The organism is Chryseobacterium gambrini (assembly GCF_027920505.1).
In the GTDB taxonomy this organism is placed as follows: Bacteria; Bacteroidota; Bacteroidia; order Flavobacteriales; family Weeksellaceae; genus Chryseobacterium; species Chryseobacterium gambrini.
In genome coordinates, this window is the sequence record NZ_CP115857.1 from 343,047 (window position 1) to 361,524 (window position 18,478).

Annotated in this window: 19 protein-coding genes; 8 read left to right on the top strand and 11 right to left on the bottom strand. The window is 36.1% G+C overall.

Annotated elements, in window-relative coordinates:
- Window positions 1-57: 57 nt before the first annotated feature.
- Both PFY09_RS01450 and PFY09_RS01455 read left to right on the top strand, forming a co-directional pair.
- Window positions 58-624, top strand: a complete 567-nt coding sequence (locus PFY09_RS01450; protein WP_271161165.1) for a hypothetical protein — start codon at window positions 58-60, stop codon at window positions 622-624.
- 984 nt (window positions 625-1,608) lie between these two features.
- Window positions 1,609-2,502, top strand: a complete 894-nt coding sequence (locus PFY09_RS01455; protein WP_271161166.1) for a hypothetical protein — start codon at window positions 1,609-1,611, stop codon at window positions 2,500-2,502.
- A gap of 102 nt (window positions 2,503-2,604) precedes the next feature.
- On the opposite strand, the gene PFY09_RS01460 is transcribed toward PFY09_RS01455, so the two are convergent.
- From PFY09_RS01460 to PFY09_RS01490, 7 genes are all read right to left on the bottom strand, one after another.
- On the bottom strand, window positions 2,605-2,976 hold the full coding sequence (locus tag PFY09_RS01460) for a hypothetical protein (RefSeq protein WP_271161167.1): 372 nt from the start codon (window positions 2,974-2,976) through the stop codon (window positions 2,605-2,607).
- Between the two features lie 747 nt (window positions 2,977-3,723).
- The gene (locus PFY09_RS01465) at window positions 3,724-5,079 is read right to left on the bottom strand and encodes a M28 family peptidase (protein ID WP_271161168.1); all 1,356 of its coding nucleotides are present in this window, start codon (window positions 5,077-5,079) and stop codon (window positions 3,724-3,726) included.
- Window positions 5,080-6,486: a M20/M25/M40 family metallo-hydrolase gene (locus PFY09_RS01470; RefSeq protein WP_271161169.1), complete on the bottom strand. Its 1,407-nt coding sequence runs from the start codon at window positions 6,484-6,486 to the stop codon at window positions 5,080-5,082. It lies immediately after the preceding gene.
- 281 nt (window positions 6,487-6,767) lie between these two features.
- Entirely contained in the window at window positions 6,768-8,012 is a 1,245-nt protein-coding gene (locus PFY09_RS01475; RefSeq protein WP_271161170.1) for a DUF1015 domain-containing protein, read from the bottom strand.
- Window positions 8,013-8,015: 3 nt separating this feature from the next.
- Complete coding sequence (locus PFY09_RS01480) at window positions 8,016-8,978, bottom strand: D-2-hydroxyacid dehydrogenase (RefSeq protein ID WP_271161171.1); 963 nt, start codon at window positions 8,976-8,978, stop codon at window positions 8,016-8,018.
- A 114-nt stretch (window positions 8,979-9,092) separates the two neighbouring features.
- Complete coding sequence (gene serC, locus PFY09_RS01485) at window positions 9,093-10,157, bottom strand: 3-phosphoserine/phosphohydroxythreonine transaminase (RefSeq protein ID WP_271161172.1); 1,065 nt, start codon at window positions 10,155-10,157, stop codon at window positions 9,093-9,095.
- Window positions 10,158-10,281: 124 nt separating this feature from the next.
- Window positions 10,282-10,632 (bottom strand): 4Fe-4S binding protein, encoded by a 351-nt coding sequence (locus PFY09_RS01490; RefSeq protein WP_034682968.1) that lies wholly within the window; start codon window positions 10,630-10,632, stop codon window positions 10,282-10,284.
- A gap of 59 nt (window positions 10,633-10,691) precedes the next feature.
- Here PFY09_RS01490 and PFY09_RS01495 point away from each other — a divergent pair, with 59 nt between their 5' ends.
- The 5 genes from PFY09_RS01495 (at window position 10,692) to PFY09_RS01515 (ending at window position 14,434) form a co-directional block, all read left to right on the top strand.
- Window positions 10,692-11,726 carry an acyl-CoA reductase gene (locus PFY09_RS01495; protein ID WP_271161173.1) on the top strand — a complete coding sequence of 345 codons (1,035 nt, stop codon included), beginning with the start codon at window positions 10,692-10,694 and terminating at the stop codon, window positions 11,724-11,726.
- Window positions 11,727-11,761: 35 nt separating this feature from the next.
- Window positions 11,762-12,208, top strand: coding sequence for a peptidylprolyl isomerase (locus PFY09_RS01500; protein WP_271161174.1), 447 nt, complete (start codon window positions 11,762-11,764; stop codon window positions 12,206-12,208).
- A gap of 67 nt (window positions 12,209-12,275) precedes the next feature.
- Window positions 12,276-12,752, top strand: a complete 477-nt coding sequence (locus PFY09_RS01505) for a peptidylprolyl isomerase (RefSeq protein ID WP_271161175.1) — start codon at window positions 12,276-12,278, stop codon at window positions 12,750-12,752.
- 26 nt (window positions 12,753-12,778) lie between these two features.
- Complete coding sequence (locus PFY09_RS01510) at window positions 12,779-13,726, top strand: hypothetical protein (protein WP_271161176.1); 948 nt, start codon at window positions 12,779-12,781, stop codon at window positions 13,724-13,726.
- A gap of 21 nt (window positions 13,727-13,747) precedes the next feature.
- A complete protein-coding gene (locus PFY09_RS01515) occupies window positions 13,748-14,434 on the top strand; it encodes a Bax inhibitor-1/YccA family protein (protein ID WP_256039369.1) in 687 nt (228 codons plus the stop codon).
- A 219-nt stretch (window positions 14,435-14,653) separates the two neighbouring features.
- Here the strand turns inward: PFY09_RS01515 and PFY09_RS01520 are convergent, their stop codons facing one another.
- The 4 genes from PFY09_RS01520 to PFY09_RS01535 all read right to left on the bottom strand — a co-directional run bounded on the left by PFY09_RS01520 (window position 14,654) and on the right by PFY09_RS01535 (window position 17,419).
- On the bottom strand, window positions 14,654-15,583 hold the full coding sequence (locus PFY09_RS01520; RefSeq protein WP_271160456.1) for an IS256 family transposase, variant Zn-binding type: 930 nt from the start codon (window positions 15,581-15,583) through the stop codon (window positions 14,654-14,656).
- 528 nt (window positions 15,584-16,111) lie between these two features.
- On the bottom strand, window positions 16,112-16,360 hold the full coding sequence (locus PFY09_RS01525) for a DUF6952 family protein (RefSeq protein WP_087709871.1): 249 nt from the start codon (window positions 16,358-16,360) through the stop codon (window positions 16,112-16,114).
- A 2-nt stretch (window positions 16,361-16,362) separates the two neighbouring features.
- A complete protein-coding gene (locus PFY09_RS01530; RefSeq protein WP_271161177.1) occupies window positions 16,363-16,668 on the bottom strand; it encodes a thioredoxin family protein in 306 nt (101 codons plus the stop codon).
- A 118-nt stretch (window positions 16,669-16,786) separates the two neighbouring features.
- On the bottom strand, window positions 16,787-17,419 hold the full coding sequence (locus PFY09_RS01535; RefSeq protein ID WP_076390398.1) for a peroxiredoxin: 633 nt from the start codon (window positions 17,417-17,419) through the stop codon (window positions 16,787-16,789).
- 212 nt (window positions 17,420-17,631) lie between these two features.
- On the opposite strand from PFY09_RS01535, the gene PFY09_RS01540 reads away from it, so the two are divergent.
- Window positions 17,632-18,459 carry a GLPGLI family protein gene (locus PFY09_RS01540; protein WP_271161178.1) on the top strand — a complete coding sequence of 276 codons (828 nt, stop codon included), beginning with the start codon at window positions 17,632-17,634 and terminating at the stop codon, window positions 18,457-18,459.
- Window positions 18,460-18,478 lie beyond the last annotated feature (19 nt).

The following is an 18,478-nucleotide window of genomic DNA, read 5'->3' on the forward strand; positions in this document are numbered from 1 at the left end:
CCCACAAAACTACCCCATGAAAAACTCACTCCACAATTTCCGCTCAATCTAAAAACCATGTTAGAAAGAAACCATCTTGAACCTTGCGGAAGCAGTTCGAGCCATAGAAGTCTCGACAGCTTTGTGAAAATCATGAAAGCATTCATGGGAGAGGTGTATGCAGAACTGTATTTTCTGGAAATTCCCTCTTTCGATACCGAAAGAATTCTTTTTGTGGAAAGAAAAAAAGGAATCGAAAACTACCGCATCGTTTACAAAATAGCAGAACGTGCGATCCGTCTTTCGGAAAGTAACGAAGCAGAAAGAATTTTAGAATATCAAAGAAAGTTGCCACCGGATTCCTATAAAATACTGCAACAGTTGTTTGAAAGTGCGCTTTATCAGACTAGATATTCTAAAGAGCGGCGTATTGTTCTCGACGGAGTACAGTATTATTTCTCCAACATTTTGAAAATGGGGAAAATCTCATCACCCGAAGAGAACTCTTTAATCGGAAAACTCATAGACATCTGCGAAAAAATAAAAAGTATGATTCAGTCCGACAACAGACCATTGGTTTTTGAGGATGATTTCAGAGGTGAAATAGAAGCTTTAATCAGGGAAATTAATGGTGATTTAGAATAGTAATGAATGGCCTTCTTTTCATTCTGAAGAAGAATTCCAGACAGACACCGTCTGATTTTTTATAAAGACTCTTCGACAGGCTCAGAGTGACACCTCTAATACTAACTGTAATATTTATACAATGAAGGATTGTTAAAGACGATTTTAATGTATAAAATTATTAATAATCCTATGTCATTCTGACGAAGGAAGAATCTGAAAATATACGATTGCACTAAATAATGACAGAGGCTCTTCGGCAGACTCAGAGTGACATCTCTAATACTAACTGTAATATTTAAACAATGAAAAATTGTTTGAGTTGTTTCTTTGATAAAGTGATTAAAACAAACGTGTCATTCTGATTGAAATTTTGCGAAGCATTATGGAAGGAAGAATCTTTTGAATTATCGCCCGCAGATTTTGCAGATTACGCAGATTTTTTCTACTTAATCATCTGCTAAATTTGCTAAATCTGCGAGAGATGATAATCATGCAGTTTTTCATCCTGAAAGGATCTAAACAATGACTTAAAAGAAAGAACAGAGATCATAAATAAAACATTCAGAAACGAGCTCTTCGACAGGCTCAGAGTGACACCGCGAATACTAACTGTACTATTTAAACAATGAAAGATTGTTTTAGTGAAACCTTTAACGCTACATTGTCATTCTGACACAGCCTGAAGGGATGCGAACGAAGTTCAAAGAATCTCTTTTTTAATTAATCTCCTGCAGATTTTGCAGATTTTTTTCAATTTAAAATTGTTTATACGTTCTCAAATGTATTAACAGCAGTTTAACGTTACCTTGTCATTCTGACGAAGGAAGAATCTCAAAAATACTAAATGATGATAGAGACTCTTCGGCAGGCTCAGAATGATACCGCGAATACTAACTGCAATATTTCTGAATTTTGCGAAACATTAAACTACCCGAAATAAGTATTCCGTAAATAAAAGGGAAGTCTTACCTTAGCAGTACACTAAATTTAAAACTTATAACGATGGCTTACGATTTTAAAATCCGCTCAGCAGTTACTTCCACAGGAAAAACAGCCTATTATGCAAAGACAACCGGTCTTACTGATCCGGAATTTTTCGTAGCATACAAGACGAAGTATGAAGAAAGATTTGGACTTTACAATGTTTCGGTTTCTAATAATCTCGTGTACAATGCCGCCGATTATGTGAATGAATTCGGTTTTTGGGCATACTTTATCGAGGCAACCGCGAAAGTGGAAAGTCAGGGTTCTTTTCTCTGCCTGAATACATATGACAGAGCCTACTTTACGTTCGGTTTTATGCAGTTTGCAGCGCACGTTCCGAATGGAGATTTTGTAAGGTTTTTAAGAAAGTTGCTTACTTTACCGAATGCTTTGGAATACTTTCCGAGACTTCGCCTGATCGATGACAGAATCTGTTATAAAAATGATACAGGAGCGACCTCACAGCTTGAGAACGACAGCAGCTCCCAAAAGCTGATGGAATATCTGAATCCCACCACCAACGAAGTGGAACAGCAGGAACTCATCTGCTCGGCAAGATTTATCCATTGGGCTTCCAACGACCCGAAACACAGAAGAGTACAGGTGGAACATTCCATCAGTCTGTATAAGGAAAACATGAAAAAGTACAGCAAAAGGCTGAACCTGAATGGTTATCCTGCAAAAGTGTGCTTTATGATCTGCGATATTCTGCATCAGGGAAGAGGAACGTATGACAGGATCAGTTATGCGCTGGACACCGACAGTCACGAAAAAGCATTCCAGAATCTGTGTACGATAGGAAACACCCACTATCCGACAAGAATCAACGGACTGAAAGCACATCTGAAAAAGCTGGAACAGGCAGGATTGTTCAACAAAAAGTATAAAGCTGATACGAATGAGTTTGTGTAGAAATCAGCTTAAAGAAATATAAAAATAGACGGTACAAATGAATGTAATGTACCGTCTGTTTTTTTAGTGAATAAGAATTTTACAGATTGTTGGGAATTGTCACTATTTCAGGATTGATCCACAGTTAACACCCACGGTTTCCATTTTCTTTCTGATCCCCATTTTTTCTGCTTTTTTCGCAAGTTCTTCCTTTTCTTTTTTGTCTTTCATCGCATTCAGCTTGTCCAGCATTTTAAGCTCGTCAGTGGTTAATTTTGCTCCAAGATCTTTAGTAAGACAGTCTGCAAATTTTTCAGCCTTTTCTTTAGGGGTTCCTTCTTTTACCATGCTTTCAGAAATGTCTTTATACATTGCTTTTAAGATGGATTCTTTGGAATTCGTAGTCTGTACTTTTGTTTTGGTTTTAGACTGTGCCATTACGATTTGGCTGCTGCATAAAAGGATCATGCAGAATGCAAAAATGAGTTTCTTCATGTTTATTATTTTAAAGGCTAAAAGTAGGGTAATTTTTTGAGAGTTGAGATACGGAATAAAATTTATTTTTAAAGTGCTTCAGTGGATGAAAAAGGATTAACAATTATTCATTGTTTTAAAATCTTGCATTTAGTATTCGCGGTGTCACTCTGAGCCTGCCGAAGAGTGTCTTTTTTCTAAGATTTTGTTCATCGCTGAACTGTTCTTTAAATCAATCGTTATAATTTGGTTAGATGCTTTCAGGATGACAAGCTGTATGAATGATTATTATCTCCCGCAGATTTTGCAAATTTAGCAGATGGTTAGGTTAAAAAAATCTGCATAATCTGCTCAATCAGCGAGAAAAAATAAATATAAAACTGCTCAAACATGACTTTCATAACAATGGAATGATACTGAGAGTATTTAAATAAAATTTTCAATAGATCGTTGAGATTCTTTCAGGATGACAAAAAGACTGTGAATACATTGAGAAAGTACAAACAATTTTTAAAAAAATCTTCGTAATCTGCACAATCTGCGGGAGATCATTCAAAAAGATTCTTCTTTCCATCATGCTTCGCAAAATTTCAATCAGAATAACACGATTACGTTAATGATTTTATCAAAGAAAATAACGAAACAATTTTTCATTGTTTAAATGTCGCAGTAAGTATTTGCGGTGTCACTCTGAGCCTGTCGAAGATTCTCTTCTTCAGAATTTTAAACAAAAAAACCGCCCTTAAAAGAGCGGTTGTGTATGATATTTTACCAGTTCTTATCAATCATATAAATAATCTGCGTTAGAGTACTCGCGCCGAGCAGAAGTTCCCTCCGGTTTACCTTTTCAAAAGTATCTTCCTCAGTGTGATGAATGTCGAAATACCTTTGAGAATCGGGAACCAGTTCCGCTGTCGGAATTCCTAAATCGTGAAGCGGATAAAGATCTGTTCCGGAATAGGTATTTTTAAAATCATAAACTCCGTAAGGTAAAAACAGGTCTGCCCAACTCTGGATCTGCTTTCTTTTTTCGTTATCCATATCAAGGGAAATTCCTCTTGGAGTAAATCCTCCTGCGTCCGTCTCTATGGCAAAAAGATGCTTTTCATTGTTTTCTTTCACGGTTTTACCGTACATAACGCCGCCTTTCACACCGTTTTCTTCATTGGCAAAACAAACCACACGGATGGTGTGATTATTCTGAATGCCTAAATTTTTAAAAGTCCTCAGAACTTCAATGCTCTGCACGATTCCGGAACCGTCGTCATGGGCGCCTTCACCTACGTCCCACGAATCCAGATGTCCGCCGACAACGATTACGCTTTTATCTTTCTTTCCGGTAATTTCTCCGATCACGGAGTGGGAGAGCTTTTCGCCTTTCATTCCGCAGTTGGAGTTGAGTTTAGCGGTAATTTTCTGTGATTTTAAAAGTTCTGCCAGTTCATCCGCCGTCGTGCTTCCGACCGCAACGGCAGGAATTTTTTTATCATCCTGATAACGCATGGAACCTGTATGCGGAACATCATCAAAGGCAGAGGAAAGAGAACGGATAATCGCAAATTTTCCACCTTTTTTAGCCGTTAATGAAGCAGCGGTAGATCTGTATTTTGCAGCATCACCATATCCTCTGAACGTTTCTATATACGTCTGGCTGAAAGGATAATTGAAGAACACGATCTTATCTTTTACCTGTTCCGGCGAAAGTTTATCGTATTCTTCCATGGATCTCACCATGATAATTTCTCCTGAAACATCTTTTCCTCCTGTTCCTTCAGAATTTCCCAGAGAAAGCATTTTTAAGCTTTTCCATTTTCCGTTGGAGGTTTTGATGTGTAAAGATTCTTTTCCGCGAACCCACACCGGAACCATTACTTCCTGTAGCCAGACTTTATCGGCTCCAGCATCACGAAGCTTTTGTTCTGCCCATGTTACGGCTTTTTCGTAGGATGCTGAACCGCTGAGACGATGACCGATATTTTTGGTTAATTCTCTCAGCTCGTTGTATGCTTTTCCTTTATTTAATATTTCCGTAGAAATTTTTGCAAATTGTATGGAGTCTTCTTTTGCCTGACCAAAAACCGCCAAGCCCAGAAGCGTTAAAGTTGTTCCTAATATCTTTTTCATTTACCAGTTTTTATCAATCATAAAAATCATTTGCGTCATCGCCACCGCACCGAGAAGAAGCTCTCTTTTGTTCACTTTATCAAAAGTATCCAGTTCGGAATGATGATAATCGAAATATCTTTGGGTGTCTACAACAAGCTCAGCCAAAGGAATATCCATTTTCTTTAAAGGAGAAATATCCTGAATGGCTTCTGTCTGGTCAAAATCGTAAACGCCGTAAGGAAGGAAATAATTTTTCCATTCGAAAATCTGTTTTCTTCTCTGCGGAGACATATCCAGAGAAAATCCTCTCGGAGAATAGCCTCCTGCATCGGTTCCCAGTGCAAAAATGTGCTTTTCATCTTTCTTCTTCACATACGCTGCATACATTTCGCGTCCCTGTCCGCCATTTTCACTGTTTGCGTAGAAAACAACGCGTATCGTATGGTTATTTTCAAGACCTAAAGCTTTGAATGTTCTTAAAACTTCAATACACTGGGCAACTCCGGTTCCGTCATCAATTGCTCCTTCTCCGAAATCCCATGAGTCGAGCTGCGCACCCAGAACAATTACCTTAGAATCTTTTTTACCCTGAATTTCAGCAATAATATTCGGATTGGTGGTGTCGCCTTTGGATTGGACAGTCATATTCAGTTTGGCGGTAACTTTCTGGCTTTTTAATAATTTTTCCAGTTCATCAGCCGATTTTACTCCGATGGATAAAGCGGGAATTCTTATTTTATCATCCGGTTCGTAATATACCATTTTTGCGTGTGGCGTATCGTCTGAAGCCGTGGTTAATGATCTTATAATTAATGCTTTCGCTCCGGTTTTAGCAATGACAGAAGCGGAAATAAGTTTGGATTTTGCAGTGATTAAATAAGAATCGCTTGTATTGATGATCTTTGGATCCATCGGAAGATTCACAAAAACGATTTTATCTTTCAGTTGTCCGACCGACATGGCGTTAAGTTCTGAGGTAGAATTGATGAGTACAATTTCACCGGTAAGATCTTTTCCGCCCGTTCCTTCAGAATTTCCGAAAGAAAGCATTCTGATGTTTTTCCAGTCTCCATTGGCGGTTTTTATCTGCAGAGATTCTTTTCCTCTGATCCAGACCGGAGCTTTGGCTTCCATTCTCCAGATCATATCGATTCCGATTTCTTTAAGTTTTTTTTCTGCCCAGTCTACAGCCCTCATGTAACCCGGCGTTGCACTGAAACGCGGCCCGATTCCTTTGGTAAGCTGTCCCAGATTTTCGTACGCCGTTCCGTTGGTCATGATTTCGTCGGAAATCTTTTTAAATTCATCGTGATAATTGAATTTTTCGCCGACAGCAGTTTTCTTAACCGGCTTTTTAAGAGGTTTTTTTTGAGAAAATAAAAATCCACCCAAAAAGAGTGGAATGATAATGAATATTTTTTTCATTTTTTATTTACCTTTTCTTTTCCGCAGATAAAAGTAGGGAAAAAATAGTAATATAATCTAAATTCGGATTAAGAAACCCGCAGTTAACTATTTTTAACGCAATAAACACGAGGATTTTTTAGGTATACCTTTGATTATCCGTTCGCAAGGGCGTATAACTCAGCAAAGGCTTCATTTGCTGAACGAAGTGCCTTTGCGAACGGAATATGTTTCAAAATTTTGAATACCTCTTTGCAATCTTAGCGTTAATCGAAAGAATTATATTGAATAAAGTTAACTGATTAAGGTTTCATATCGTACATTAATAACGCAGTAACCAATTTAGGCTCAATGAATGTACATTTCGGAGGCATGCTGAGTTTCAGGTCTGAAATTTTAATCATATCATTAAAACTTACAGGGTAGATTCCGAATCCTGCTTTACCTTCTCCGTTGTCCACTTTTTCTTTAAGATGATTGATTCCCTCAATATTGGAAGTTCCTTTTACGTAAGAAATTTTCTCCGAGCTGTCCGGATCTTCAATTTTTAAAATATCTTTAAAGATGTATTTGTCTAAAAGATGATGATCCAGATTATCCAGAGACATTTCCTGAGAACGAAGGTCGTGCTTTACGTGAAGCGAATAAAATTTACCGTCCATATACATCGAAATGTGGAATTTCTGCGAAGGAAAATATGCCGTTTCTCCTTTTTCGTGGATCAGGAAATATTTTTCCAGTTCCTTTAAAAATTCTTCGTTCGAAAGACCGTTAAGATCGGTTAAGATTCTGTTGTAATCGTGGATTTTAATCGACTGGTTGGAAACGATAAAGCTGTACACGAAATTGTAATGTTCCGTTCCGTTATGTCTTTTGTTTTTTTCTTTCTGATGTTTGGCGTTCAGTGCAGTGGAACCAATTCTGTGGTGTCCGTCTGCAATGTAAAAAGAATCGATCTGATCGATCACTTCCTTAAACTGCTGCAATTTTAAACGGTTATCGATTCTCCAGATTTTATGACGGATTCCTTTGGTATCCACATGATTGAAGATCGGAACGTTTTTCTCCTCATGGTTCATCAGCAATTCGATTTTCGAATTTGCAGGATAGGTAAGAAGTACAGGTTCTGCCTGAAGATTCACTTTTTCAAGATAATGAGCCAGTTTTTCCTTTTTCTGGGGAATGGTGCTTTCGTGTCTCTTGATTTTTCCGTTCCAGAAATCTTCGATGCTTGCTAAACCGAGAAGCCCTCTGAAAACCTGTTTGTTGGGATAAATCTGTTCATAAAGATAGTACGCAGAATTGTCCTGAACGAGTTTTTTCTCTTCCATCAATTCTTCAAAAGTCGACCGGATCTTCCTTAAATTCCTGTCGATATCTTTGGATTTACTTACGACATAAGGCTTTATCATGTTGATGTAAGTGTCTTCCACCTGAGCTTTTTCCGCGATCTCTTCCTGCGTAAAATTGTCCAGAGGATGAGTAGGGAAGGTGCTCTCATAGTCTTTATGAGGTCTTATTCCACGAAAAGGTTTAAAAATAGGCATATTTTAGTTTATAGTTTCTTTAATCTTAATAATCTGTTCTGCAAGCTCGAGTCCGATTTTTTCCTGTGCATCCACCGTATTTCCGCCTACGTGCGGAGAAAGGGAAAGCGAAGGATTCATCAGCAGAAGCACTTCCGGAGTGGGTTCTTTTTCAAAAACATCCAGTGCGGCTCCGGCAACTTTTCCGGATTCGATGAAGTCTATCAGGGAAACTTCATTCATCACACCTCCTCTTGCAGTATTTACAATGTAGACTCCGTCTTTCATTTTTTCAAATTGTGGCGTGTCTATTATATATTCGTTTGTTTTCGGCGTATTGAGACTGATGAAATCTGTATCTTTTAAGAATTCATCCATATCGTTGGTGGAAGTAATTTCGAAATTAACAGTTTGCCCGTCGAAAAATTCCAGTGAAAGGACTTTTGTTTTAGGTTTTCTGGTAAGCACTTTCACTTTCATTCCCAGAGAAATTCCCATTTTTACAACTTCCTGCCCGATACTTCCAAAGCCGATAACCCCCAATGTTTTTCCTGAAAGTTCGTATGCTTTCGAGAAGGATTTTTTCATGGCGTTGAAGTGGGTTTCTCCCTCCAAAGGCATTAACCTGTTGGATTCATGAAGAAATCTTGCCAGTGAAAAGAAATGTGCAAACACCAATTCTGCAACCGATTTAGAGGATGCAGTCGGCGTATTGATGATGTAGATTCCTTTATCAATAGCGTATTCCACGTCGATATTATCCATCCCGATTCCGCCTCTTCCGATAATTTTAAGACTAGGACAGGCATCAATGAGATCCTGTCTTACTTTGGTAGCGCTTCTTACCAAAAGAACATCCACGTTATTCTCGTTGATGAAATTAATGACGTGATCCTGTGCAACTCTGTTGTCCAGAACTTCAATTCCGGCATCTTTAAGTGCCTGTTCTCCTGCTTTCGAAATTCCGTCGTTGGCTAAAACTTTCATGGTTTTATTTTGACTTAAATATTTAATGGTTCAAAATTTAAACAGTCTCGCAAATTAAGAAAATTTAAAATAACATTAAATATTTGTTAAGTATTTGAATTTTAATAATTTATATTATTTTATGGATTTCATAACATCTACTAAAACCTGTACGCTTTCAATCGGTAAAGCATTGTACAAACTTGCTCTGTAACCTCCCAGACTTCTGTGTCCGTTCAGTCCGCTGATTCCCGCAGCTTTCCATGCCGCATCAAATTCTTCTTTTTTGCTCTCGTCTGTAATTTTGAAAGATACATTCATTAAAGAACGGTCTTCTTTTACGCAGAATGTTTCAAATAAAGGATTGCTGTCGATCTCATCGTATAGCAGTTTTGCTTTTGCTTTGTTTCTGGCTTCTGCTGCGGCAATTCCACCATTGTTTTCCAGATGCTGTAACGTTAACAGAGAAGCATAAACAGGGAAAACCGGCGGTGTGTTGTACATGGATTCTTTAGAAATATGCTGAGCATAATCCAGAATAGAGAACATATTCTCTCTTCCTGTTTTTCCTAAAATTTCTTTTTTAATTACCACCAAAGTTACTCCTGCAGGTCCCATATTTTTCTGAGCTCCGGCATAAATTAAATCAAATTTTGAAAAATCTAATTGTCTTGAGAAAATATCAGAACTCATGTCGCAAACCATCAAAGTATCTACTTCAGGGAAAGACTTCATCTGAGTTCCATAGATCGTATTATTGGAAGTGCAGTGGAAATAATCATATTCTGAACCTACGGTGTAATCTTTCGGAATAAAAGAGTAATTTTCTTCTTTTGAAGATCCTAGAACGTCTACTGTTCCTACTTTTTTAGCTTCTTTAATAGCTCCTGCAGCCCATGTTCCGGTATCCAGATAAGCTGCTTTTCCGCCTACTTTCATCAGGTTGTAAGGAACCATCGCAAACTGCAGACTTGCACCGCCTCCTAAATATAAAACTTCGTAATCATCTCCTAAATTCATCAGTCTTTTTACGATAGCGCGTGCTTCATCCATTACCGCTACGAAATCTTTGCTTCTGTGCGAAATTTCAAGCAGGGAAAGTCCGATTCCGTTGAAATCTAAAACCGCCTGTGCAGATTTTTCGAAAACTTCCTGTGGTAAAATACATGGTCCTGCGCTAAAGTTGTGCTTTTTGCTCATATTATTATTTTTTGGGATTTTCTGTAAAAATTTCTTCTTACAGATTCATTTATAGTTTCTTATTAAATTATTCTGAGTTTTTGTATATAAAAAACCGCCTCATGATTGATGAGACGGCAGTTTTTTATTCTCCGTGTAAGAATGCTTTTTTATTAAGCAGTGCTTCTTCAGATTCTACATGATCTTCATCCGGAACACAGCAGTCTACCGGACAAACGGCTGCACACTGTGGCTCTTCGTGGAATCCTTTACATTCCGTACATTTATCTGTTACAATGAAATAAACATCATCACTTACAGGTTCCTGCGGCGCATCTGCATCCACTGTAAGACCTGATGGTAATGTTACGGTACCTTTTAATTCTGTACCTTCTGAAGCTTTCCAGTCTACTGCTCCTTCATAAATTGCATTGTTTGGACATTCCGGTTCACAGGCTCCGCAGTTAATGCATTCATCAGTTATTTTAATAGCCATCGCTAATTTTTTTTAAATTTGCACAAAATTACAAAATATTCCCCAATTTTAAAGCAATTATGAATACCGAAAATCAAGTTTTAGGACTTACGAGACTAAGCCAATATATAAAAGACTTTTTAAATAAAAATCATGAGGATTATAATGATAACGATTCAGACTTTGAATTGTTACTGAAACGATCTGAAATTGAAAATCCGTGGTTTACCATTGAAAACCAGAAGTTTGCTTTGAAACAGTGGACGGATCTTCTTACGGAAGAAAATATTGCCGACTGGCTGAAAGAATATCAGATTTCAAAGACCACAAAAAGAGTAGGGCTTATTCTTGCCGGAAATATTCCTCTGGTGGGTTTTCATGATGTAATTTCTGTGGTGCTGAGCAATCATATTCCGGTGATCAAGCTTTCTTCAAAAGATAAATACATGATTCCGTTTTTATTAAAGAAATGGAATGAATTTTCGGAAGGAAATGTCTCGTTTGAATTTGTAGAAAAACTGGAGAATTTTGATGCGGTAATTGCTACAGGAAGCAACAATACAGCAAGATATCTGGAATATTATTTTAAAAACCACCTGAATATCATCAGAAAAAACAGGACTTCCATTGCTGTTTTAAAAGGGGATGAAACAGAGGAGGAACTTAAACTTCTGGCGGAAGATATTTTCCGTTATTTCGGTTTGGGATGCAGAAATGTTACCCGGCTTTTTATTCCTCAGGATTTTGTTCTCGACAGATTATTTGAAAGTTTTCTGGATTTTCAGGAGATCATCAATCATAATAAATATGCCAATAATTACGATTACAACAGGGCGGTTTATCTTTTAAATCAGGATAAATTCTGGGATAATAATTTTGTAATGCTGAAGGAAGATGAAAAATTATTCAGTCCGCTTTCTGTGATCAATTTCAGCAGATATTCTTCTCTGGATGAAGTGAAAAGTTTTATTGAGGAAAACGAAGAAAATATTCAGTGTGTGGTGGCGAAAGAGGAGCTTGGTTTGGATTCCATTAAATTGGGAGAAGCTCAAAATCCGGGGTTGAATACGTATGCAGATAATGTAGATACGATGAAATTTTTATCCGTAATATAATTCTTTGTATCTTGCTGTCAGCAAATCATTTTATTATGAAAAAAATACTTCTGATTGTTGCGGCTTTAGCTTTTCAGGCAGGTTTTTCGCAGGAAAGCAAAATTAAAGTTGTTGAAAGCAGGAAAATAGAACTTACTTCGGAATTGAGTAAAGATAAAATCGACTTTTATCATCCGTATTTTCTGAAGTTTGTGGATGCATTAAAAAGATCGGATAAAGAAGCCGTCAATAATCTGATTTCAGATAAAGTGAAAAGTATTGTTTCATATAATGTCATTCAGAAATTATCGGGAGGAATCAGCTTTGAACGTACATTTGAAGTGTATAAATCCGGCTATCAAAAACTGCTGGATAACGAAACTTATCCAACGATTCAGTATAAATATAAAGACGATACGCTTTCTCCTCCAAGAGATCTGGTTACCGTAGTTTTTGAAAATAACGGTAAAATCTTAGGAGTTATGCCGGATTACAGCAGGTAATTTATAAGTGATAAGCAATACAGAATCGTGTATTCCGTTTATTGTTTATTGAAACAGTTTAAGCATAATGAAAAAAATACTTTTAGTTCTTTCCGTTTTGTCGGCGCCGTTTTTTCTTTCACAAAAGACGAAAAATGTGAAACCGGAAACAAAAAAGAACACGAACACAAATGTAGCCACCGATGTAAAACCCTCTTTAAGTCTTAGCAAGGAGGAGATTGAACTCTACAACGGAAAATTTCTGAAATTTATCGCAGCCCTGAAAATTGCTGACCGCAAAGCCATGGATGAACTTTTATCTGAAAAAGCTAAAAAGATGGTAACGGATGTTGTTTACCAAAAGCTTGCCGCAGATATTAAGACTGATAAAACTTTTCAGATTATCAAAGCCAGTTATAAGCCTCTGATCGACGGAAGCAGTCTGCCAATGATTCAGTATAAATATTCTGATGATAAAGCCGCTGAACCGAAAGAAGTAATTACGGCAGTTTTTGAAGCAGACGGAAAGATTATGGGAATAAAACCGTATAAGATGATGAAATAATTTAGAAAATTTTTTTATAAAACACGATGAAAATTAAAATGTTAGGTATTCTCCTGATCAGTCAGTTTTGTTATTCTCAAAATATAATTCAGACTGATATTCAAGGGAAAAAACTGAATGATTTTATTCAGTTGGAAAATAAGTTAGGAAGCAAAGTTGTTAAGACAGATGAAGAGTACATTTCTTTCGAGCCCGTTCTTCAGCCTGTTATTTTTGAAAGAAAAGAAAAGGAAATCCCAAATCTTCGGGTATTTTATAAAGCCTATAAAACCGATTCTGTTATCGCGGAAATTCTTTATGAATGGGATGTTTACAATTTTAATAAAGGCGAAAATGTGAAGAAACCGATCAGCTTTAATAAAGCCATGATAAAGAAATATGAAGAGCTTATCAGTGAGGTTTCGAAAAAATATGGCAAAAGTACACAGAGAGGCGATTTAAAGAAACTGGAATTAATTAATTCTGACGACGGACTTGAAAGAAGCGATGAATGGAATGTTAATAATTCTCTAAACATCAATTCCGATATCATTTTATCTGAATATTATGAAAAAAACGGAATGGTTACCACTACTCCCACTCATAAGATTAGATTGTATGTAAAAAATGAACGAAAAAAAGATGATGAAAATGCGTTAGGAAAAGAGAAGATAGATTTATACACTATTGAATTCCTTAAATTTCTTGAAAAGCTTAAAATTTCTGATTTTGCCGGAGCAAAAGATTTGCTTTCAGAAAAAATTGCTTATTCCACAACGGATGATATGCTTAAAAAGTTAGCTGAAAATATTCATTTAGATAAACAGATTGATGTTTTTATGACGGGATTTCAGTTGGTAAATGACGGAAGCCGATATTCAATGGTTCAGTTTAAATATAAAGAAGAAGTTTCCCCACCCAAAGAAATGATCACCGTTCTTTTTGAGGATAGCGGAAAAATTATAGGAATAAAGCCTATGAAAAGATTAGAATAACATATTAAAAAATAAAAAACTATGATGACAGATGTTTTAGTGGCGCATGCCAAAGAAGTGGAAAAAGCAGAATTTTATAAAAAAACGTATTTGCACGTTGCTTTGGCAATTCTTGCTTTTATTGGAGTGGAAACCGTATTGTTAAAAACCGTTCCGCCGGAAGTTATCGGATTAATGTTTCAGGGAAAATTTACCTGGTTATTAATTATCGGAGTATTTTGGCTGGCTTCTGTATTAGCGAATAAATGGTCTCTTTCGCAAAGCAGATCAGTCCAGTATATGGGACTTGGATTTTATATTTTGCTTGAAGCGTTAATTTTTATGCCGATGATCTACATTGCAGTAGTGAATGTTGGCGGATCGATCATTTATCAGGCAGCAATGTTAACCATTGCGATGTTTGCAGGGATTTCTTTTGTAGCGTTTACTTCAAAAAGAGATTTTTCTTTCCTTAGAAATATTATTGTAATCGGAGGATTTATATCACTTGGATTAATCGTTGGCGGAATGATTTTCGGATTCGATCTTGGTCTTTGGTTTTCGGTAGGAATGGTAATTCTGGCTTCTGCAACGATTTTGTATCAGACAAGCAAACTGAAAGATTCTTACACCACAGATCAGTATGTTGGAGCTTCTTTACAGCTTTTTGCTTCTATTATGCTTTTGTTCTGGTATATTTTGAGAATTTTAATGAGCAGAAGAAGCTAATTCAATAATAGAAATTTTATGGTAATGTGGTCAAAAATAGTTGGTGTTTTTGTCAGAAATAATTCGTAATATTTTGCGGTTGATTGGAAGAGGAAGTGAGCAATGCTGAGGAGCAACTTACCAGCAATACAATCAACGCTGTAAACAATAGTTTAGAGGATGGTTTTTACCATCCTTTTTTTGTAAATTATTGGAACAGCTCTATGGCTAAAAAAACCTTTATGGTTTTAGATTTCTATAAAAAAGATACCACTGGATAAACTTTTTCCTCCGACTTTTTGTAAGCCCCCGATGAATATTTAGATGACCTTTTAAATGACCAAAAAAAGATTCTATTCCATTGGTTGTTTTCGGGATTTTAGGATCCTGCAGGAACGAAAACATATTTGGCAAAGCTTTTTTGATAACCGAAAAACATCTTCTCACCATTTTGTGCGTGTACCAATATCTTCCGGTTTCCTGGCTGTATGATTTTTCATTCAAAAATTCTTTATGCTTTTCAGACCAATCCAAAAACTCTTTGATCCAATACTGCTTTTTAACTTCGTTGTCAATAAAATGAATTTTACAGACAATTTCACGCAACTCAAAACCTGCTACAGATTTCGGATAGGCGGAAAGCCATATTTTGCACATCCTTTGAATATGAACCAGACATCTCTGAACAGGAACTTTAGGACAAACTTTTCGGATGGCTTTCAGTAGAGATTTATCGCCATCACAGGTTATCCCGCCAATTTTTATTCCTAAATTCAAGATGTTTTCCAAATCCTCTTTGAGTTCTTCATAATGCTCACCGTCAGTAATTCTGTAAAGCTGGGTTTGCTTAAAAACATTATCTCTGTAAACCACCAAACAGATTTCATTGGAGAAATAAGTGCCGTCAATCAGTAAATAAACCTCCTTGTTCTGGTTGTAACTGAGTTTTGGAGCTTTACTAAGCATCACGTTAAAATACCGTTGAAGAGTACTTACCGAATATCCAGATTCTGCTGAAATCTGCTCATAAGTCTGTTTCCCAACAATCCATTTTTTGAACCAAATTTCTTTGTTTTTTAGGCCCACAGATTTATTCTCCGAAGTAAAATGAATGCCACAGTTTTTACATTTAAAACGACGCTTTCCGTTTTGCTTTCCCCAAGAAATCACATCCAGACTTTTGCAACTCCAACAACGATTTTTTTTGAATTTCCAGCCATAAAAAAAGTTTATTGAAACAAAGTTCAATAAACTTTATGTATCATCAGTAACAATCGACAATGCAAAGAATTTTACCAACTATTTTTGACTATTAAACCAATTTTATAAACCCAAAAAATCCTGATGTCTTTTCATCGGGATTTTATTTTTGGTTTGATCTAAACACAAACGGCACAATTTTTAAAAGGTATTCGTGTTTAAATGAAAACACAAATGGCACTAATTTTACACGAATGACACAATTTTTAAAAATATTTGTGCTTATTCGTGAAAGAATATTTGTGAAATTCGTGTTTAAACTAAAACACAAATGGCACTAATTTTACACGAATGACACAGTTTTTAAAAATATTCGTGCTTATTCGTGAAAGAATATTCGTGATATTCGTGTTTGAACTAAAACACAAATGACACAATTTTAAAAATATTCGTGTTTATTCGTGAAAGAATATTTGTGAAATTCGTGTTTAATAAAAACTATCTGTCAATCGATCCTAAAACCTTCTGAGCAAAAGAATTTAAAGCATCTTTCTCGCTCATTCCGTTTTGTACGTTGGCGTGAACTTCTAAAGCTCCGCAGATATTCGTAATTAATTCTCCTGCAACGTTCATATCTTCTTCGGTAGTTCCTCTGAATTCTGTAAAGCTTTCTAAAACTTCTAATGTTTTTTCAAGATTTTCAGGAGTCTGGTTCTGATAAAACTGTCTGATGATCGGTAACTTCATGATTATAATTCGTTGAATAAATTAATTAAACTTTCTGCCTGATTAGACTGTACCTGATTCACCAATTCCCCGTTTCTGAAGATTGCAAAAGTCGGAAGATTATTCACTGTCGCTAATTTTCTGCTTTCCGGTAATTTTTCTGCATCTACGTAAAGGAAAGGAATGCTTTCGTTCTCCGATGCCAGTTTTTTGAATTTCGGCTTCATGATTCTGCAGTTTCCGCACCATGTTGCACCGTATTGTACTACAACCTTTTCATTTTCGCTTACAATATTCTGAAGCGTATCTTCTGTTAATTCTGTATACATAATTTTAATTTGGGAATTTATTAATTTGAAAATGCTGAAAAATAGAAAATGAGATAATTCTTAAATAATCAATGTGATCAATTTTCAAATTATCTCATTTTCAAATTAGCACATTATCTTAGTTTTTCGCTAAATACTCTGCCGTAGAAGTTCTGTCTGCTTTCATCGCTTCTTTTCCTTCTTCCCAGTTTGCAGGGCAAACTTCACCGTGCTTCTGTACGTGCGTGTAAGCATCGATTAATCTTAAATATTCTTTTACGTTTCTGCCAAGAGGCATATCGTTTACAGACTCGTGGAAAATTTTTCCGGTCTCGTCGATAAGGTAAGTTGCTCTGTACGTAACGTTAGAACCCGTGAAAACTTCTTCACCTTCGTCATTGTATTCGAAATCCTGATCTACAATTCCTAAAATATTAGCCAACTGTCTGTGAGTATCTGCTAAAAGCGGATAAGTTACCCCTTCAATACCTCCGTTGTCTTTTGAAACATTTAACCATGCGAAGTGTACTTCGTTCGTATCACAAGAAGCACCGATTACTTTAGTGTTTCTTTTTTCAAATTCAGGCAAAGCTTCCTGAAAAGCGTGAAGTTCAGTCGGGCAAACAAAAGTGAAATCTTTCGGGTACCAGAATAAAAGAACTTTCTGTTGGTTTTCTGTAGCTTCCTGGAAGATGTTGATTCTAAGATCATCACCCATTTCAGACATTGCATCTACTGTTACATTCGGGAATTTTTTTCCTACTAAAGACATAATTTTCCTGTTTTTTTATTTTAAATTTTCTGGTGCAAATATAGAAATATTTCGTCTATCGAACAATTTGCTTTTGATAAATAAAATCTATAATTATTTTTGATCTGATAGAAATAAAAAAGCCTTTGAATAGGATGTTTTCATCATTCAATCCTATTTTATGACAGATAAATTTTAATAAATCTTATTTTAGCTGTAAAATTTAGATAACCATGATTTTACAATTATTCATGAAAAAAGTATTCATTATTTGGGGATGCATACTTTCAGCAATGATGCTTTCACAAAAAATGACCTTTGTTTATGATCTTAAATTTAAGCCTAATCCCAATAAACCCGATCTAACTACCGAAACCTATTACTTAGATATTTTAGAAAAAGAATCTGCTTTTCGTTGTGAGCGCGAAAGAGTTTCCGATTCCATGATCCAAAGAAAGGGACTTGGTTTAGGCAGAAGTCCGGTTTTTAATTCTCAGATTTATGTTGTAAAAAATCTTGAGACAGCCAATGTTCAAAAGGTTATTTTCATGAGCTTTTTTAATGACAAATATTTCATAAATATAGATGAAAATCTGAACTGGAAAATCTTATCCGACAAAAAGAAAATAGAGGATTTTGAATGCCAGAAAGCAACGGTAGAGTACGGCGGAAGAAGCTGGATCGCATGGTTTACGCAAAGTATTCCTATTCCTGAAGGTCCATATATTTTTAATGGTCTTCCCGGAATTATTGTCAACATTTCGGACGATCAGGAAAACTATAGTTTTAATTTAATAAAGATTAAAAAACTGGAAAAGGATAATCTGTTTTTCTCAAAGAAAGGAACGACGATAAGTTGGGAAGATTTTCAGAAAATTCAATCCGATTATTATGCAGATCCTTTTGCAGAGCTGAAAGCCAGAAATATAAAAATACAATCGGGAGATGAAAAAGGAAATCTTCTCCCGACCGATCTTAATAAGATGACAAAACAGCTTAAAAAGCAAATAAAGGAAAATAATAACCCCATAGAACTGAATCGCAGGATTGATTATCAATAAAAAAGCCCTGAATTTCAGG

Excerpts from the sequence above, each read along its gene's own strand:
- PFY09_RS01450 (WP_271161165.1), top strand. The coding sequence starts at position 58 with ATGTTAGAAAGAAACCATCTTGAACCTTGCGGAAGCAGTTCGAGCCAT.
- PFY09_RS01455 (WP_271161166.1), top strand. The coding sequence starts at position 1,609 with ATGGCTTACGATTTTAAAATCCGCTCAGCAGTTACTTCCACAGGAAAA.
- PFY09_RS01460 (WP_271161167.1), bottom strand. The coding sequence starts at position 2,976 with ATGAAGAAACTCATTTTTGCATTCTGCATGATCCTTTTATGCAGCAGC.
- PFY09_RS01465 (WP_271161168.1), bottom strand. The coding sequence starts at position 5,079 with ATGAAAAAGATATTAGGAACAACTTTAACGCTTCTGGGCTTGGCGGTT.
- PFY09_RS01470 (WP_271161169.1), bottom strand. The coding sequence starts at position 6,486 with ATGAAAAAAATATTCATTATCATTCCACTCTTTTTGGGTGGATTTTTA.
- PFY09_RS01475 (WP_271161170.1), bottom strand. The coding sequence starts at position 8,012 with ATGCCTATTTTTAAACCTTTTCGTGGAATAAGACCTCATAAAGACTAT.
- PFY09_RS01480 (WP_271161171.1), bottom strand. The coding sequence starts at position 8,978 with ATGAAAGTTTTAGCCAACGACGGAATTTCGAAAGCAGGAGAACAGGCA.
- serC (WP_271161172.1), bottom strand. The coding sequence starts at position 10,157 with ATGAGCAAAAAGCACAACTTTAGCGCAGGACCATGTATTTTACCACAG.
- PFY09_RS01490 (WP_034682968.1), bottom strand. The coding sequence starts at position 10,632 with ATGGCTATTAAAATAACTGATGAATGCATTAACTGCGGAGCCTGTGAA.
- PFY09_RS01495 (WP_271161173.1), top strand. The coding sequence starts at position 10,692 with ATGAATACCGAAAATCAAGTTTTAGGACTTACGAGACTAAGCCAATAT.
- PFY09_RS01500 (WP_271161174.1), top strand. The coding sequence starts at position 11,762 with ATGAAAAAAATACTTCTGATTGTTGCGGCTTTAGCTTTTCAGGCAGGT.
- PFY09_RS01505 (WP_271161175.1), top strand. The coding sequence starts at position 12,276 with ATGAAAAAAATACTTTTAGTTCTTTCCGTTTTGTCGGCGCCGTTTTTT.
- PFY09_RS01510 (WP_271161176.1), top strand. The coding sequence starts at position 12,779 with ATGAAAATTAAAATGTTAGGTATTCTCCTGATCAGTCAGTTTTGTTAT.
- PFY09_RS01515 (WP_256039369.1), top strand. The coding sequence starts at position 13,748 with ATGATGACAGATGTTTTAGTGGCGCATGCCAAAGAAGTGGAAAAAGCA.
- PFY09_RS01525 (WP_087709871.1), bottom strand. The coding sequence starts at position 16,360 with ATGAAGTTACCGATCATCAGACAGTTTTATCAGAACCAGACTCCTGAA.
- PFY09_RS01530 (WP_271161177.1), bottom strand. The coding sequence starts at position 16,668 with ATGTATACAGAATTAACAGAAGATACGCTTCAGAATATTGTAAGCGAA.
- PFY09_RS01535 (WP_076390398.1), bottom strand. The coding sequence starts at position 17,419 with ATGTCTTTAGTAGGAAAAAAATTCCCGAATGTAACAGTAGATGCAATG.
- PFY09_RS01540 (WP_271161178.1), top strand. The coding sequence starts at position 17,632 with ATGATTTTACAATTATTCATGAAAAAAGTATTCATTATTTGGGGATGC.